The 16132-nt window shown below is 44.2% G+C and carries 15 protein-coding genes; 14 read left to right on the forward strand and 1 reads right to left on the reverse strand.

Annotated features, from left to right (window positions below; translation table 11 throughout):
- The first annotated feature begins 11 nt into the window (after window positions 1–11).
- The 13 genes from F993_RS15270 to F993_RS15210 all read left to right on the forward strand — a co-directional run bounded on the left by F993_RS15270 (window position 12) and on the right by F993_RS15210 (window position 13169).
- Window positions 12–311: a recombinase-like helix-turn-helix domain-containing protein gene (locus tag F993_RS15270; protein ID WP_004652921.1), complete on the forward strand. Its 300-nt coding sequence runs from the start codon at window positions 12–14 to the stop codon at window positions 309–311.
- 17 nt (window positions 312–328) lie between these two features.
- On the forward strand, window positions 329–1396 hold the full coding sequence (locus F993_RS15265) for an aromatic ring-hydroxylating oxygenase subunit alpha (RefSeq protein ID WP_004652923.1): 1068 nt from the start codon (window positions 329–331) through the stop codon (window positions 1394–1396).
- On the forward strand, window positions 1389–2153 hold the full coding sequence (locus tag F993_RS15260; protein WP_004652924.1) for an SDR family oxidoreductase: 765 nt from the start codon (window positions 1389–1391) through the stop codon (window positions 2151–2153). The genes F993_RS15265 and F993_RS15260 overlap by 8 nt, the downstream gene beginning before the upstream one ends.
- Before the next feature lie 11 nt (window positions 2154–2164).
- Window positions 2165–3097, forward strand: a complete 933-nt coding sequence (locus tag F993_RS15255; RefSeq protein ID WP_004652925.1) for a VOC family protein — start codon at window positions 2165–2167, stop codon at window positions 3095–3097.
- 27 nt (window positions 3098–3124) lie between these two features.
- Window positions 3125–4336, forward strand: coding sequence for an NAD(P)/FAD-dependent oxidoreductase (locus F993_RS15250; RefSeq protein ID WP_004652927.1), 1212 nt, complete (start codon window positions 3125–3127; stop codon window positions 4334–4336).
- A gap of 86 nt (window positions 4337–4422) precedes the next feature.
- Window positions 4423–5646, forward strand: a complete 1224-nt coding sequence (locus F993_RS15245; protein ID WP_004652928.1) for an MFS transporter — start codon at window positions 4423–4425, stop codon at window positions 5644–5646.
- Window positions 5647–5680: 34 nt separating this feature from the next.
- Window positions 5681–6202, forward strand: coding sequence for a cupin domain-containing protein (locus F993_RS15240; protein WP_004652930.1), 522 nt, complete (start codon window positions 5681–5683; stop codon window positions 6200–6202).
- Between the two features lie 33 nt (window positions 6203–6235).
- The gene (locus F993_RS15235) at window positions 6236–7051 is read left to right on the forward strand and encodes an alpha/beta fold hydrolase (RefSeq protein ID WP_004652931.1); all 816 of its coding nucleotides are present in this window, start codon (window positions 6236–6238) and stop codon (window positions 7049–7051) included.
- Between the two features lie 22 nt (window positions 7052–7073).
- Window positions 7074–7868, forward strand: coding sequence for an SDR family oxidoreductase (locus tag F993_RS15230; RefSeq protein ID WP_004652932.1), 795 nt, complete (start codon window positions 7074–7076; stop codon window positions 7866–7868).
- A 9-nt stretch (window positions 7869–7877) separates the two neighbouring features.
- Complete coding sequence (locus F993_RS15225) at window positions 7878–8669, forward strand: aspartate dehydrogenase (protein ID WP_004652934.1); 792 nt, start codon at window positions 7878–7880, stop codon at window positions 8667–8669.
- A 12-nt stretch (window positions 8670–8681) separates the two neighbouring features.
- Entirely contained in the window at window positions 8682–10148 is a 1467-nt protein-coding gene (locus tag F993_RS15220; protein ID WP_004652935.1) for an aldehyde dehydrogenase, read from the forward strand.
- 38 nt (window positions 10149–10186) lie between these two features.
- Window positions 10187–11827: a thiamine pyrophosphate-binding protein gene (locus F993_RS15215; RefSeq protein WP_004652936.1), complete on the forward strand. Its 1641-nt coding sequence runs from the start codon at window positions 10187–10189 to the stop codon at window positions 11825–11827.
- Between the two features lie 148 nt (window positions 11828–11975).
- A complete protein-coding gene (locus tag F993_RS15210) occupies window positions 11976–13169 on the forward strand; it encodes a hypothetical protein (protein ID WP_004652938.1) in 1194 nt (397 codons plus the stop codon).
- Between the two features lie 68 nt (window positions 13170–13237).
- Here the strand turns inward: F993_RS15210 and F993_RS15205 are convergent, their stop codons facing one another.
- Window positions 13238–14233: an AraC family transcriptional regulator gene (locus F993_RS15205; RefSeq protein ID WP_004652939.1), complete on the reverse strand. Its 996-nt coding sequence runs from the start codon at window positions 14231–14233 to the stop codon at window positions 13238–13240.
- A gap of 345 nt (window positions 14234–14578) precedes the next feature.
- Between F993_RS15205 and F993_RS15200 the strand changes: the two genes are divergently transcribed.
- Window positions 14579–16060: a flavin-containing monooxygenase gene (locus F993_RS15200; protein ID WP_004652940.1), complete on the forward strand. Its 1482-nt coding sequence runs from the start codon at window positions 14579–14581 to the stop codon at window positions 16058–16060.
- The last annotated feature ends 72 nt before the right edge of the window (window positions 16061–16132 follow it).

The following is a 16132-nucleotide window of genomic DNA, read 5'->3' on the forward strand; positions in this document are numbered from 1 at the left end:
GATGGAATCTCATGGAAACATTTAATAAGAAGCTAGCGAACTGGATTCATGCCACGCCAGCGACTGAAGCAGGGATCAACAATATTCAGATACCAGGTCAGGCAGAGCTTCTGGTTTGGCAGACACGGTATAAAGCGCCAACGGCCTATGAGCAAGATTTTGTTCAGTACTTAATTAAAGCCTTTGCAGCAGGTGTAACAGAACTTGGTGATTTAGTGCAGTCTTTAAATCAACAAGGCTTCCGTTGTGAATCTGGTGAGCTTTGGACTTCTGAAACCTTCTCAGAAGAAATGCAACGTTTAGGTTATTAATTCAAGGAAGAATAGTGATGAACGCAGCAGTATCAGTAACACCAAGTGTAGAAGAATATTTAGATTTAGGTTTACGCGACCAATGGCATCCAGTGCTGGCAAGCTGGGAAGTGGCGGCTAATCCAGTCGGAATTACCCGTTTAGGCGAAAATATTGTGGTTTGGCGTGATGCAGAAGGTCAGGTTCATGCTTTGGAAGATCGCTGTCCGCATCGTGGCGCACGTCTTTCTTTGGGTTGGAACCTCGGTAATCGCGTTGCTTGTTGGTATCACGGTGTCGAAGTTCGCCATGATGGCGTGGTGGAAGATGTGCCTGCGGTACATGACTGCCCAATGAAAGGCACTTCATGTGTCAAAAGCTATCCTGTGATCGAGCAGCATGGCGCCATTTTCATGTGGTTTGGGATTGATGCCAATGAAGCCCCTAAGCCGCTCGATTTTCCTGAGCAACTGGCAAGTGAAGAATGGAGTTCATTCTTATGTCAGGCGGACTGGAAAGTGAATCATCAGTACGCGATTGATAATGTCATGGACCCGATGCACGGTAGTTATTTGCACTGTACCTCACATTCGATGGCAGAGGGTGATCGTACTGCAGAAATGAAACATCGTTCGACGGAGCATGGTTTTATTTTTGAAAAAGAAGGCCAAGTCGGTGTGAATTTTGACTGGGTTGAATATGCCAATACCGGTGCAAGCTGGTTACGCCTTTCAATCCCGTATCGTAAAGATTTTGGTCCCGGTGGTGAGTTCTGGATTGTCGGTTATGCCACACCAATTGATGCCAACAATACCCGTGTATTTTTCTGGCGCTGCCGTAAAGTCAGTGGCTGGCAACGTAATGTCTGGCGTTTCCTTTACCGTAACTATCTAGAAAAATTGCATTGGGATGTGTTGGAGCAAGATCGGATTATTTTAGAAAATCTTGCACCGAATGCCCGTCAACACGAATTCTTGTATCAACATGATGTTGGTCTGTCTCGTTTACGTCGCTTAATGAAAAAAGAAGCGGAAAAACAGTTAAAGAAAATTGCAGCATTGAATACGTCGAATCGTATTGAAATGCAGGAACAAGTTCATGGTTAATGTCGCATTGTTACAGGGCAAAAAAGTCCTTGTCACAGGCGCGGCAAGAGGCTTGGGTCGAGACTTTGCACAAGCCATCGCGGAAGCAGGTGCGCAAGTGGTCATGGCTGATATCTTGACTGATCTGGTGCAACAAGAAGCTGCTGCTTTGCAAGCACAGGGTTTAACGGTGAATGCTGTAAGCATTGATCTGGCCAATGCCGACTCGATCCAGCAGGCCGTTCAGCAAGCAGCTGAACGCATGGGCGGAATGGATGGTCTGGTGAATTGTGCCGCACTGGCAACCAATGTGGGCGGTAAAAGCATGATGGATTATGACGCAAATCTTTGGGATCGAGTGATGAACATCAATGTCAAAGGCACGTGGTTGGTGACCAAGGCATGTGTACCTTATCTCAAGCTGTCTCATGCCGGCAAGATTATTAATGTGGCTTCGGATACTGCTTTATGGGGTGCTCCCAACCTCATGGCCTATGTCGCGAGCAAAGGTGCATTAACCGCAATGACACGGTCCATGGCCAGAGAACTTGGGCCATTCAATATCTGTATTAACACGCTATCACCGGGTTTAACTCTCGTTGAAGCAACAGAATATGTGCCGCAGGAACGTCATGATTTATATGTCAACGGTCGTGCGATTCAACGTCAGCAATTACCACAGGATTTGAACGGAACAGCCCTTTATTTATTGTCAGATTTGTCCTCGTTTGTGACAGGACAGAATATCCCAGTAAATGGCGGTTTTGTCTTTAATTAAGGAGTCATCTCATGATTACAGGGATTGAGATTTTAAAGTTTGGCGTTGAAGACAGAGCTGCTTCGAATAAGTTTTTGGCAGATTTTGGTCTTAAGCAAAGCCAGTCGGATATTGAAGGGGCGGATCTTTACCAGACACAAAATGGCAGTAAGATCTATTTATTTGATTGTGATGATCAACGTCTACCACCCGCAATTGAATCAGGTTCAACCTTACGTGAAGTGACGTGGGGTTTAGATGATGCAGCACAGGATTTGGCAAATTTAGCATTAACGTTAAATGATGTTGATGGCTTTCAAGCCAGTGTTGATTTAGTGCAATGCGTTGATCCCAATGGCATGACCATTCGTTTTCAAAAGAGTTTTACGCAAGAGCTATCTGCTTTAAAAACCGAAGGCATTAATCAGTATGGCAATGTGCAACGTGTCAATGCAGCCAGTCCTGTGTATGACAAAGGTCAACCTGTTGCGATAGGTCATGTGGTGTTCTTTACTCCTGATTTAGAAAAAACTGAAAATTTCTATCGTGAGAAACTTAGTTTTCATTTATCGGATGCGTATCGCAATCGCGGTGCATTCTTACGCTGTCGCGGTAAAGGTTTCCATCATGATCTGTTCTTGCTTTCAGTGCCAAATAAACCTGCAGGACTCAATCACGTCGCATTCGTGGTTCGTGATATTCATGAGGTGATTGGTGGCGGATTGCATATGAACCGTTCGGATTGGTCAACCTTTATTGGTCCAGGGCGTCATCCGATTTCTTCAGCTTATTTCTGGTATGTCAATTCACCACTTGGTGGGGCTTTTGAGTATTACACCAATGATGACTATTTGACTGAAGAGTGGCAGCCAAGGGTTGAAGAACATCGCTTAGAGCTTTTCACAGAATGGGCGATTGAAGGTGGTCTGGATGATCACACCCGTCGTCAAGTCAAACCTGCATAACGCAACATAGAGCAGGGAGTACAAGCAATGGAAAGAATCGTAATTGTGGGTGCAGGACAAGCAGCGGGTTGGGCGGTCAGTACTTTGCGCCAAAATGGATATTCGGGTGAAATCCATGTGGTCTCCAATGAGGATCGGGTCTTTTACGAAAGACCACCTTTGTCGAAACAAGTGTTGTCCAAAGAAGCCACTTATGAAAGCTTGCATCTGTTTTCTCCAGAGCAAGTGCAGGATTTTAATATCCAATGGCATAAGCCCGCGGTGGCAACGCAAGTCGATCGCCAGCAGAAACAAGTGGTTCTGGAAAGTGGTCAGGTTTTACCGTATGACAAATTGTTGATTGCAACTGGTAGCCGTGCGCGTGTTCCTGTGAATACGTGGCAGTTTATTCCGAATGTGGTGACGTTACGTAATGTTCAGGATTGTGAGCGTTTAGCCGAAATCTTGCAGCATTCGCAAAAGTTAGCCGTGATTGGTGGTGGCTGGATTGGTTTGGAAATTGCAGCGACCGCACGTAAACAAGGTAAAGAAGTTCATATTTTTGAATATGGCGAGCGTCTATGCGCACGTAGTGTCAGCCCCGATGTCTCTGAGTTCTTGAAAAACATGCATGAGCAACAGGGTACACAAATTCATTTGAACAGTAAAAATCTGCATTTGATTGAAGCGGGTCAGCAAAAAGTCGAAGTCGTGAATCATCCACATGCAAGTGAGCTGTTTGACTGTGTGGTTGTTGGTGCAGGTGCAGATATTGCCAAAGAATTGGGCGTAAATGCGGGTTTGGATGTCAAAGATGGCATTGTGGTGAATGGTTTTGGTCAAACCTCTGATCAGGATATTTATGCCGCAGGTGATGTTGCAATTCATCCAGGGCTTGGATATTGCATTCAATCATGGGCCAATGCACAGAATCAGGCGATCGCAGCAGCAAAATCAATGCTGGGTATTGAAACCGAATATAGCGATATTCCGTGGTTATGGTCAGATCAGTATCATTTCAATATTCAGATTTTAGGTACTTATCAACCTGAAAAAACAGGGCAGATTGTAGTTCGAAAAAGCGCAGATGATCAATGCAGTTATTTGTATTTAGATGATCAAAACCGTTTGTTGAACATGATCGCCATCAATGATTCAAAACTGGTCAAACTGGCAAAGCGCTGGATGCAGTCGAATACCGTGTTAGACCCAAACTTATTAGCAGACCCTGAATTTAATGTAATGAAATTAAAACCGTAAAGCTTAGAGTCTGTAGACATTTAAACCATCTGTGAAATGTCAACGGACCCTAGATCCGGTTCATGACTCAATCGAAGGAATGAAGTATGAGTAATGAAGAGAAAAGTGGATTAAAGCATTGGGTTCCTGCTTTTGTCCTGATGGTGTGTGTCGTACTGGCATTCTTCGACAAAATTAGTATCGCGGTCTTGTTTGCTGACCCGCACTTTCAAGGTGCGATGGGAATTGCAGAGGATAAGGCCAAGCTCGGATGGCTCATGACCAGCTTCTTGTTGGCTTATGGGTTCTCTTCGGTGTTTTTAAGCTTTTTGGGCGATATTTTTAATCCGAAGAAAATGCTGTTCTGGAGCGTTGCATCGTGGGGCATTTTAATGTTCTGCATGGGATTTACTACCAACTATACCGGCATGTTGATCCTACGTGTTTTGCTCGGTTTGGCTGAGGGACCATTGTTTGCATTGGCTTATGCCATTGTGAAGCAAACCTATACCGATCGCCAGCAAGCGCGCGCTTCGACCATGTTCCTGTTGGGCACACCGATTGGTGCATTTCTGGGTTTTCCGATTACTGCGGCAGTATTAGCAAAGCATGATTGGCACACCACGTTTTTTGTGATGTCTGGCCTCACCGTGGTTGCATTACTGGCAATTGCTTTTGGTCTACGTAATTTACAGCTCAAGAAAACCATCGAACTGGAATCGACCAGCAAACGTGTCAATTTCAAAGGACATATTCACAACACCAAACTTCTATTGCAGAACCGTGCATTTTGGTTGGTGTGTATCTTCAATATTGCATTGATGACCTATCTCTGGGGCCTAAACAGTTGGGTACCTTCTTATCTGATTCAGGACAAGGGCTTTAACCTGAAAGAGTTTGGGGTTTATTCAAGCTTTCCATTCATTGCCATGCTGATTGGTGAAGTGATTGGCGCATTCCTTTCGGACAAATTAGGCCGCCGTGCTATTCAGGTCTTCAGTGGCCTGTTGGTGGCAGGCATCTTTATGTATGTCATGGTGATTATGACTGATCCGATTCTGGTGATCGCGGCAATGTCTTTAAGCGCAATGGCTTGGGGTTTTGGTGTCGCAGCAGTATTCGCCTTACTTGCCCGTGTCACAACTGCCGATGTTGGTGCAACTGCGGGTGGAATTTTCAACGGAATGGGTAATTTTGCCAGCGCAATTGCGCCTGTTCTGATCGGTTACATCGTGATGCAAACCCACAGTTTTAATTTAGGAATTACCTTCTTGGCAGCCGTTGCCGTGATCGGATCGTTCTTCTTAGTTCCTTTATTAAAACGTTATTAATCAAACGGTTCATCAAAAACCTAGGAGTTAAAACATGACTACTCAACAATTCGAATCATGGACACAACCTGAAGGTACAAATTTACAAGACTGGTTGAATACCCGTATCGCACGCTTTGAAACACGTAAATATGATTTTGATGCCTTGAAGTTCCAAGCGGACTATGACCCGAAATATCGTCGCGCACAAATGCGTTATATGGGTACAGGTGCAACAGGTGTGGTTAATGATGGCAATACGGTTCCAGCTGAAAACTTTACCTTCTCAACCATGGTTTTACCTGCGCAATGTGAAGGGCCTTTGCATATTCATCACGATGTTGAAGAAGTGTTTTTCATGTTGCGTGGCGAAATTGACCTGTTCATTGAACATAACGGGGAAAAATTTGAGACCAGACTGAAAGAGCGTGACCTGATTTCAATTCCACCGGGTATTTATCGTGGCTTATTTAATCCAGGTCAGGAAGATGCCTTGATGTGTGTGATGTTGGGTGCGGGTAAACCAACCATTCCGAACTATCCACCTGAGCATCCATTGTCTCAAATCAAACGTTAATCCGATTGATCTTATAAATGTTGAAGGAATGACATGATGACACTGATTGAGCGTTTAACTCACTATCCAGTCAAAACGGTTGCCGTAAATGGCGCTGTGCAAGCTTATCGTGAAGCAGGTCAAGGCCAGCCGCTGGTTTTGCTGCATGGAATTAGCTCAGGTTCAGCATCCTGGATTAAGCAGTTGGAGACACTCAGTCAACATTTTCATGTCATTGCTTGGGATGCACCCGGTTATGGTTTATCCGATGGTTTAAACATAGATCAACCCAATGCAGCCGATTATGCGGAGCGAGTATTGGGCTTGATAGATGCGTTGAACATTTCAAAAGCTATTGTAGTTGGACATTCATTGGGTGCTTTACAAGCCAGTGCTTTTGCCCATCTTTATCCTGAACGGATACAGACCTTAATCATTGCCAATGCAGCACAAGGTTATCAACGTTCCGATGAAGAAACCCAAGCACAAGTTTATCAAAAACGCCCGAATATGTTGAAAAGCTTGGGCAATGCAGGCATGGCTACCAGCCGTGGACCGCATTTGATTTATAAACAAGACCCTCAGGCACTGGCTTTGGTCAATGAGGTGATGGGGCAACTAACATTAGAGGGTTTTACCCGAGCATCTTATTTGTTGGCCTATGACGAAATTCGAAATTATTTAACACAACTTACTGTTCCTTGTGTGGTGATTGCGGGTGACAAGGATGGAATTACGCCTGCGCAAGCGATCAAGGAACTTGCTGTAGAAATGCAATTGAGCCGATGTCATCTCATTACAGATGCAGGTCATCTGAGTTATGTCGATCAACCTGAACAGTTTAACGACATTGTTTTATCGGCACATTAAGGCTTAAACGAGAGATATGGATATGAGCTTCCAAGTTGAAGGAAAAGTAGCAGTTGTCACAGGTGGCTCGTCAGGCATTGGTTTGGCTGCAGTCGAAATTTTAGTTGCAGAAGGTGCCAAGGTGGCATGGTGCGGTCGAGATGAGCAGCGTTTGGCTGCATCAAAACTGTATATTTTAGAAAAATATCCGCATGCCAATATCTTCACCAGTATCTGCAATGTCTTGGATAAAGAAGATGTAAAACGTTTTGCACAACAGGTCAATCAACATCTGGGCAATGTCGACATGCTAATCAATAACGCAGGTCAGGGACGTGTGTCTAATTTTGAAAATACCCAAGACGAAGACTGGATGAAGGAAATTGAACTGAAGTATTTCAGTGTATTACATCCAGTACGGGCATTTTTAAATGATTTAAAACATTCGGCATACGGGTCGATTACCAATGTGAATTCTTTGCTGGCACTGCAACCTGAGCCGCATATGATTGCGACTTCATCTGCACGTGCAGCACTGCTGAATTTAACCCATTCATTGGCGCATGAATTTACCCAGTACGGTGTTCGGGTCAATTCAATCCTGTTAGGCATGGTGGAATCAGCACAGTGGAAACGCCGTTTTGAAACCCGTTCAGATCCAAATGCAACATGGGAACAGTGGACAGGCAACATTGCCAAGAACCGTGGCATTCCGATGCAGCGTTTAGGCAAGCCAGAAGAACCCGCGCGTGCCTTGGTGTTCTTGGCATCACCTTTAGCATCGTATACCACAGGTTCGACACTGGATGTCTCTGGTGGATTTAACAAACATTTATAAGGTGTTCACATGAAACAGTTGATGATGATTGGTTTTGGAGCGATGGCAGCAGAAGTGTATGCGCATATGCCCCAAGACCTGCAACTTAAATGGATTGTGGTCCCTGCACGTAGTGTCGAAAAAGTACGGGCGCAGGTTGCGGCTGATGTGCAAGTGATTAGTTCAATCGAACAATGTCAGGGGACACCGGACTATGTAATTGAAGTGGCTGGTCAGGCAGCGGTGAAAGAACATGCGCAAAAAGTGCTGGAAAAAGGCTGGACCATTGGCCTGATCTCTGTGGGCACTTTGGCCGATAACGAATTTTTAATTCAGCTGAAAACCACGGCAGAACAAAACGATGCGCATCTGCATTTATTGGCAGGCGCAATTGCCGGGATTGATGGGATCTCTGCAGCTAAAGAAGGTGGTCTGGAAAAGGTCACCTATAAGGGCTGTAAGAGTCCAAAAAGCTGGCGTGGTAGCTATGCAGAGCAATTGGTTGATCTCGATCAGGTCAGTGAAGCAACGGTTTTTTTCCGTGGTACAGCCAGAGAAGCAGCTTTGAAATTTCCAGCCAATGCCAATGTAGCCGCCACGATTGCACTGGCTGGGCTGGGCATGGATGACACTATGGTTGAGCTGACGGTTGATCCGAGCATTAACAAAAACAAGCACACCATTGTAGCAGAAGGTGTATTTGGTGAAATGACCATTGAACTGGTGGGGGTGCCATTGGCAAGTAATCCCAAAACCTCAACCTTGGCTGCATTAAGTGTGATTCGCGCTTGTCGCAATAGCGTTGAAGCAATTCAGATTTAAAAGGATTTGATCATGGTAAAGGAAATTTATATCGCAGGTGAATGGCGATTAGGTAAAGGCGCTACGATTCAAAGTTTATTTCCAGCAGATCAATCGGTGAATGCTGAAATTTCAACGGCGAGTCTGGATGATGTCAATGAAGCCATTGAAAAGGCAGATGCGGCTTGGCGTAAGGCGGAATGGCGCAACAGCATGCCGCATGAACGTGCCCGTATTTTATATAAAGTGGCCGACATTATTGAAGCGCGTGTGGATGAACTTTCAAAGCTACAAACCCGTGATAATGGCAAGCCCTTGGCTGAAACCCGTGCCTTGACCATGAGTGCTGCGGCAACAGCGCGTTATGTGGCCGCAGCCTGTGAAACCTTAAATGATGAGCTGACCACGCAACGTGCCGCAGATTTTATGACCATGAGCGTGTATGAGCCCGTAGGTGTAGTCGCTGCAATTACCCCGTGGAACTCACCGATTGCCAGTGAAGTGCAAAAATTGGCACCGACACTTGCGGGCGGCAATGCCGTGATTCTAAAACCAGCAGAAGTGACTTCTTTGATTGCATTGGAACTCGCCAAAATCTTTGAAGAAGCAGGCCTGCCAAAAGGTTTGCTCAGTGTACTGGTCGGACGCGGTTCGGTGATTGGTGATGCGATTGTGAAGCATCCTTTGGTACGTAAAATTTCATTTACCGGTGGAACCACTACGGGTCGTCATCTGGCACATCTTGCTGCAGATAAACTGATCACCACCTCTTTGGAACTTGGTGGAAAATCACCAACGATTGTGTTGCCAGATGCAGATATTGAATTGGCAGCCAAAGGTGTGGCTTACGGTATTTTCAGTTCGGCTGGACAAGCCTGTATTGCCGGTTCGCGTCTGTTTGTACACAGCAGTATTTATGATCAATTTCTCAGTCGTTTGGTTGAAATCACCAAAGGCTTGCGCGTTGGGCATCCTGAAACCGCAGGTGTACATCTCGGCTCTTTGATTAATCCGAAACATTTGGCTTCTGTTGATGACTATGTACAGCTCGCGAAACAAGAAGGTGGACAAGTTCTTGTGGGTGGTCATGCCTTAACCGAAGGTGAATTTGCCAAAGGGAGCTATTACTTACCAACCATTATCACTGGTTTAAGCAATTCAGCGCAAACCTGTCAGGAAGAGATTTTTGGCCCTGTACTGGTGGTGATGAAATATGACGATGAACAAGACTTGCTTGCACAAGCCAATGACAGTTGTTTTGGTCTTGCCGCAGGCATCTGGACTGAAAACTATCGTAAGGCATGGCAAATTGCCCGTGCTTTAGAAGTCGGTACAGTCTGGATTAATACCTATAAGAAATTCTCGATTTCAGCGCCATTTGGTGGCTTTAAAGAAAGTGGCATTGGTCGTGAAAAAGGTCGTTTAGGCATTTTGTCTTATATGCAACAAAAAAGCATCTATATGGGATTAAGCGAGCAGCCAAATCCTTGGGCGAATTAATACATTCATGGAATGAACAGTTTTTGAGGAATATACCAATGACAGAACGTGTAAATGTCGGCGAAGCCATCGCCCGTGTTTTAGAAGCACACCAAGTTGACAGTATGTATGGAGTGATCTCGATCCATAACTTACCGATTGCTGATGCCGTCGGTCGCCGTGAAAAAATCCGTTTTGTGGCGGCACGCGGTGAAGCAGGTGCGGTCACCATGGCAGATGGCCACTCTCGTTTTAAAGGACTCGGTGTGGCATTAACCAGTACGGGTGCTGGTGCAGGTAATGCAGTCGGTTCACTGATTGAAGCAATGAATGCAGGCAGTCCTGTTTTACACTTAACTGGGCAAGTGGAGCGTGAATATTTGGATCGTGATGCCAGCTTTATTCATGAAACCAAAGATCAGCTGACTTTCTTACGTGCATCAAGCAAAGCTGCTTTCCGTATCACCAGTCCTGACAATGCGGTGGGTGTGATTCGTGAAGCGATTCGTGTAGCCACTACCGTACCAATGGGACCAGTCAGTGTTGAGTTGCCGATTGATGTACAGGCAGCAGAAATCGATTTGCCGCTGAACTTGGGGCCAGTAAAAGCACTGGAATTGCCACAAGCTGAACAGGTGGAAGTTGACCTGATTGTCGATGAACTGAAGAAAGCCAAACGTCCCGTGTTCTGGATTGGTGGTGGAACGCTGAACAGTGTTGCAGAAGTCAAGGCGATTGCCGATCTTGGGATTCCTGTGGTGTCATCGACCCATGCGCGTGGTGTATTGGCCGATGATCATCCGCGTAGCCTAGGTGCTTTCCATAACTCGGCAGGGGTTGAGCAGTTGCTCAAAGAGGCTGATTTATTGGTGGTGGTCGGTTCACGCTTACGCAGTAATGAAACCAAAACCTATTCCGTGCAATTCCCTGACAATATTATCCAGATTGATGCCAATCCTGTGGCACAACAGCGTAATTACAAAGTGCGTAACTTCATCTGTGGCGATGCCAAAGATGTACTGCAACGTGTATTGACGGGCTTGCAAGGCGTATCCAAAGTTGATATGGAATATGATGCAGCGGTGGTGAAAGCGAAACAGGCGGCGATTGAGGCATTACGTACCCAGTTGGATCAGTACGCTTTAATCTGTGATCATTTACGTGCCGCATTGCCGCAAGACGGTATTTTTGTACGCGATATTACTATGTCAGGCAGTACCTGGGGCAGCCGTTTATTCCCAGTACAGGAACCGAATCAAAATATTCACTCTTTAGCAGGTGCGATTGGTTTGGGTCTAGCAACGGCAATTGGCGCGTCGATTGCCAATCCCGACAAGAAAGTCATTGGCTTGGTCGGTGATGGTGGTTTGATGCTAGGCATTGGTGAAATCGCAACCATGGCGCAAGAAAATACCAATATGGTGCTGATGATCATGAATGACGGTGGCTATGGCGTGATGCGTGGCATCCAAAAGAATTACTTCGGTGGTCGCCAGTATTTCAATGAATTGCATACCCCAGACTATAAAGTTCTAGGCGAAGCCATGGGCGTGAAAAGCTGGAAAGTAGGCAGTGCAGAGGAATTCAAAACTGTGATTCAGGAAGCCATTGCTTTCCAAGGGCCAAGTGTGATTGAACTCGACATGCATTCAATTGGGCCATTGAACTTTGCTGGTCCACCACAGAAAAAATTGTATTAATCCCGTTGAGCATTGGCAGTCCGTGCTGATGTGAAGACTGTTTTATGGGCAAATTTTTTTGTCCATAAAACGATAAAAACTATGTTTTATAGGTAAAACAAAAAGCTAGCCAACAGGATCGTTGGAACAAAAACCAAGGAATTAAGAGATGAAAAAGACCTCTATAGCCATGCTATTTGCTGCATTTTATTTGGGTACCACATCCCATGTTTTTGCACAAAGCTCAGCACTAGAATGGAAAAGTGAAGATGGAACGGATTCGGTAAAATTGGGTGGCGTGGTGCGACTCAACCAACGTTATGAAAATTGGGAAGGATCCAATGGCGGTTTTGGTAAGCTGTATTTTGATATTTTCAGGGTAGATCTAAAAGGCAAATTTGACGACGCTTATTTTAATGCCAGTTATCTGTTTCAGGATCAAGAGAAACGCTCGATTGAGAAAGCTTATGTCGGCTATAACCTTGATCAAAATAATAGTATTGAAGCAGGGCTGGTGTATAAACCTTTTGCAATTTATCCTTATCCGCAAAATGGCTGGACTTATCATATTCCGTTTTTCTTGGGCTATGGCAATAACATTGCACCTGGGTTGAACTGGAATTTTAACAACAAGGATTGGGATATCAAATTAGGCTATTATCCGCAAATGCTGGATACCAGCCTGCGTTATTCACCAGAAAGTGCGACCTATGATGATTTGGCCGAGAATGCCTTTCCCACCCAAAAAGCCTATCAAAATGAAAAGCGCCATCAATTGAATACGCGCATCGTACGTAAATTAGAAACTGATTTTGGCAAGCAAGAATTTGGTGTATCGGGAGCTATTGCGCAATTGCATAACAAGACCACTGATAAAAATGGTCAGTATTATGCAGTCGGTCTGCATACCGATAATAATTACAAACGCTTTAATTTACAAAGCTCTGTGATTCATTATCAATATGATGCCAAAAACCCAGAAGGGGTCAGTAATGATGTCACATTGATGGGCAATAATGGCTTTACCCCTGCGTATTTCATTGCTTCAGAAGCCACAGTTGCCAGTTTAAATTTGGCTTATACCTTACCTGTACAGGATATGGGCAAACTCAAAGCCATCCGTTTCTATAATGACTATAGTTATATGGACAAGAAACGTACGGATTGGTCAGCCTCACAGATGAATACCACAGGGATGATGTTTATCGCGTCACCGTTTATGGTGTGGGCAGATTATACTTGGGGTAAAAATGCCAATATTATTGGTGGCGCTTCCAATGCCACAGGTTTTACTTCAACGGTTTCACCTTATAGCGACCAATGGCTTTATCGAATCAATCTCAATATTGGCTTTAGTTTCTAAACCTTTCGATTAACAAGTTGTTAGAGTGAGTCATACCCATGATTCACTCTTTGTGCTTTTGAGTTTTTTTAGCTGAGATGGCTTTTTCGATATTCAGACGGAGAGATATTCTCCCATTGTTTAAAGGCGCGGCTAAAGGCACTTTGTTCGGCATAACCAAGTAGTAGTGCAATTTCAGTGAGCGACAGCTCTGATTTGACCAGATAGCTTTTTGCCAGTTCTAAGCGAATGCTTTTGACCAGATCACTGTACTGTAAATTATAGCCACTGAGTTTACGATAAAAGCTTCTTAGCGACAGGTTCATCTGTTTGGCAATATTCTCTGCCGAAGGCTCGCCGATTTTAAGCATATTCACAATCAGCAACTGCAAGTCTTTCAAGAAGGTATCTGGATTGGGAATACTCTTAAGCAGGGCTTCTGCTTGCTGGTCTAACAGTTTTTTTAAATGCGGGTCTCGACTTGGAATGGGCAGATGCAGAATTTCAAGCGGCAACCATAGTCTTAATACATCTGAATCGAAACTGACGGGACAGCCATATACCGCGGCATAGGGGGTGATATCAACAGGTGCAGTGGCAGAAAATTCGATTTTTAAGGGACAAATCTCAGGTTGTTGCAAGATCTTACGGATGGTACTCAACACGCCAGAAAGAAGAACCTCATTGGAGAGTTGCGAGTTTTTATGCACCACGGGCGTCCAGCACATACAAAAGCGATCTTCCTTTTGCACAATGGAGAATGAGGCTGAGTTCTGCAACAGCGGCTGGAAGTTTCTGAAACAATTCAGAAAGCCAATTAGATTCGGACTAGAAAGTGCCAAGTAGCCTAAAATATGAATATGATGTGGTTCGGCCAACTGACCAATAAAATGTCCCAGCACTGGGGTGGGATGTTGTTGGTAAATGTGTTCGAGTAAATTCCACCATTTGTGCAGTGGCATTCGGGGCTGATGTGCATACTGTTTGCTCAGCTCATTGAACTGAAAATTTGAAATATTGTTTTGTTGTAGGTACTTTGCAATGAGTTCTAACAGAACCGATGGAATACTTGGAATTTCAGTCATAATTGTTCTGCTCGTTTCGAAGTCAAATCCTTTAACTCTATCCCGATCAATCAGCTCAGTTATTTTCACTGATTGCGGTATTTATCTTAGCGGATTCAAATCCAAGCCTATTTATCTTCAAAGGACAGAATAGCGGTATGAAGTACCCAAACTGTTGAATGAATCATCAATTAAATCTTATTTGTTATGATGCTTTATTCATTTGACTTTGATTATTTTAATCTGGCATTGACGGTCAAGTCTTTATTGCACAATCAAACTATTTTCCACAGATAGCGCTGTTCATAAATTTGTTGATTTATGAATGGGTTGAACTGACAAGATTTTTATATTTGGGAGTGGAAAATGTCAGATTTAAAGCAGGATGTGGTTGTAAATAATCATCAGTTTGATGTGGTGATAATCGGGGCCGGTTTTTCTGGAATTGCTGCTGGAATTAAGCTGAAACAGCAAAATATCAATAACTTTATTATTGTCGAAAAATCAAATGAAGTGGGTGGGGTCTGGCGGGAAAATACCTATCCGGGTTGTGAGTGTGATGTACCATCTTCGATTTATTCCTATTCATTCGCACCGAATCCAAACTGGAGTCATATTTTCGCGAAACAAAAAGAGATCCAGCAATATATTCAGGACGTCACTAACCGCTTTAAGATGGACCAGCATATTCTGTTTAATACCGAATTGCAGCAAGCCTCATGGTCGCATGAGCAACAGTGTTGGCAAATTGAGACCAATCAAGGCATCTATCAGGCACGCTTTGTATTTTTTGCGGTGGGTCCGTTGAGTGAACCGACAATGCCGACTGTGAAAGGTTTAAATCGTTTTAAAGGTGAGGTCTTCCATTCTGCACAATGGAATCACGCGGTTGATTTAAGCCATAAACGCGTCGCCGTGATTGGAACAGGCGCCTCGGCGATACAGATTATTCCTGCGATTCAACCGATTGTTGATCAGCTATATGTATTTCAACGCACCGCGCCATGGGTGATTCCGAAACCGAATCTGGTGCTGCATGATGCATCTAAAAATGTTCAGCAAAAAGTGCCCTTTACCATGCGCTCTCTACGCAAATTGACCAGTGTGTCGATGGATATGTTTAGTTCCAGTGTCAATCAACCAAAAACCTTGGAGGCTTTAGGTAAGGGCTTGATTCACTGGATGCATTACCAGATTCAAGATCCAATATTACGAGAAAAAGTCCGACCAAAATTTACTTTGGGCTGTAAGCGAATTTTATTTTCAAATAGTTATTATCCTGCCTTGGCAGCCAAAAATGTGGAACTGATTGATCAAGGCGTGAAGGAAGTCACGGCAAAAGGTATTTTGGTGGATGGTCAAGAAATTCCTTTGGACATTATTGTTTGGAGTACTGGTTTCGAGGTGGCAAAACCGCCCATTGCCAAACGGATTATGACCAAAACGGGTGTATTGCTGGATGATGTCTGGCAAATCAATACGGTACAAGCCTATAAAGGCTGTGTGGTGAAAGACCTACCCAATGCCTTTATGTTGCTCGGCCCCAATAGTATTAGCTATAACTCCTTAATCAGTGCTGTTGAAAACCAGATTGATTATGCAGTGAAAGCCATACGTTTTGTATTGGATAATCATTTAAGCAGTTTTGAAATCTCTGCTTTTGCCGATACTCAATATAATCAAAAGTTGCAAAATAAGTTGAATGCCTCGGTGTTTAACCAAGGCGGATGTGCAAGTTATTATTTGGATGCTCAGCAAGTGAATGTGGCGAATTATCCATGGACCATGCAATATATGAAAAATGATATGGCAGAATTCGATAGCTATAGTTATAGCTTCCATCGTTAAAACCTTAAAAGCCTTATATCCATAAGGCTTTTTTATGTCTACTTTTAATTAAAAATAAAAAAAGGCACATCA

It is taken from the genome of Acinetobacter proteolyticus, assembly GCF_000367945.1.
GTDB classification, from domain to species: Bacteria; Pseudomonadota; Gammaproteobacteria; order Pseudomonadales; family Moraxellaceae; genus Acinetobacter; species Acinetobacter proteolyticus.

Bases quoted from the DNA above. Each gene is read 5' to 3' on its own strand.
- F993_RS15270 (WP_004652921.1), top strand. From the start codon at position 12: ATGGAAACATTTAATAAGAAGCTAGCGAACTGGATTCATGCCACGCCA.
- F993_RS15265 (WP_004652923.1), top strand. From the start codon at position 329: ATGAACGCAGCAGTATCAGTAACACCAAGTGTAGAAGAATATTTAGAT.
- F993_RS15260 (WP_004652924.1), top strand. From the start codon at position 1,389: ATGGTTAATGTCGCATTGTTACAGGGCAAAAAAGTCCTTGTCACAGGC.
- F993_RS15255 (WP_004652925.1), top strand. From the start codon at position 2,165: ATGATTACAGGGATTGAGATTTTAAAGTTTGGCGTTGAAGACAGAGCT.
- F993_RS15250 (WP_004652927.1), top strand. From the start codon at position 3,125: ATGGAAAGAATCGTAATTGTGGGTGCAGGACAAGCAGCGGGTTGGGCG.
- F993_RS15245 (WP_004652928.1), top strand. From the start codon at position 4,423: ATGAGTAATGAAGAGAAAAGTGGATTAAAGCATTGGGTTCCTGCTTTT.
- F993_RS15240 (WP_004652930.1), top strand. From the start codon at position 5,681: ATGACTACTCAACAATTCGAATCATGGACACAACCTGAAGGTACAAAT.
- F993_RS15235 (WP_004652931.1), top strand. From the start codon at position 6,236: ATGATGACACTGATTGAGCGTTTAACTCACTATCCAGTCAAAACGGTT.
- F993_RS15230 (WP_004652932.1), top strand. From the start codon at position 7,074: ATGAGCTTCCAAGTTGAAGGAAAAGTAGCAGTTGTCACAGGTGGCTCG.
- F993_RS15225 (WP_004652934.1), top strand. From the start codon at position 7,878: ATGAAACAGTTGATGATGATTGGTTTTGGAGCGATGGCAGCAGAAGTG.
- F993_RS15220 (WP_004652935.1), top strand. From the start codon at position 8,682: ATGGTAAAGGAAATTTATATCGCAGGTGAATGGCGATTAGGTAAAGGC.
- F993_RS15215 (WP_004652936.1), top strand. From the start codon at position 10,187: ATGACAGAACGTGTAAATGTCGGCGAAGCCATCGCCCGTGTTTTAGAA.
- F993_RS15210 (WP_004652938.1), top strand. From the start codon at position 11,976: ATGAAAAAGACCTCTATAGCCATGCTATTTGCTGCATTTTATTTGGGT.
- F993_RS15205 (WP_004652939.1), bottom strand. From the start codon at position 14,233: ATGACTGAAATTCCAAGTATTCCATCGGTTCTGTTAGAACTCATTGCA.
- F993_RS15200 (WP_004652940.1), top strand. From the start codon at position 14,579: ATGTCAGATTTAAAGCAGGATGTGGTTGTAAATAATCATCAGTTTGAT.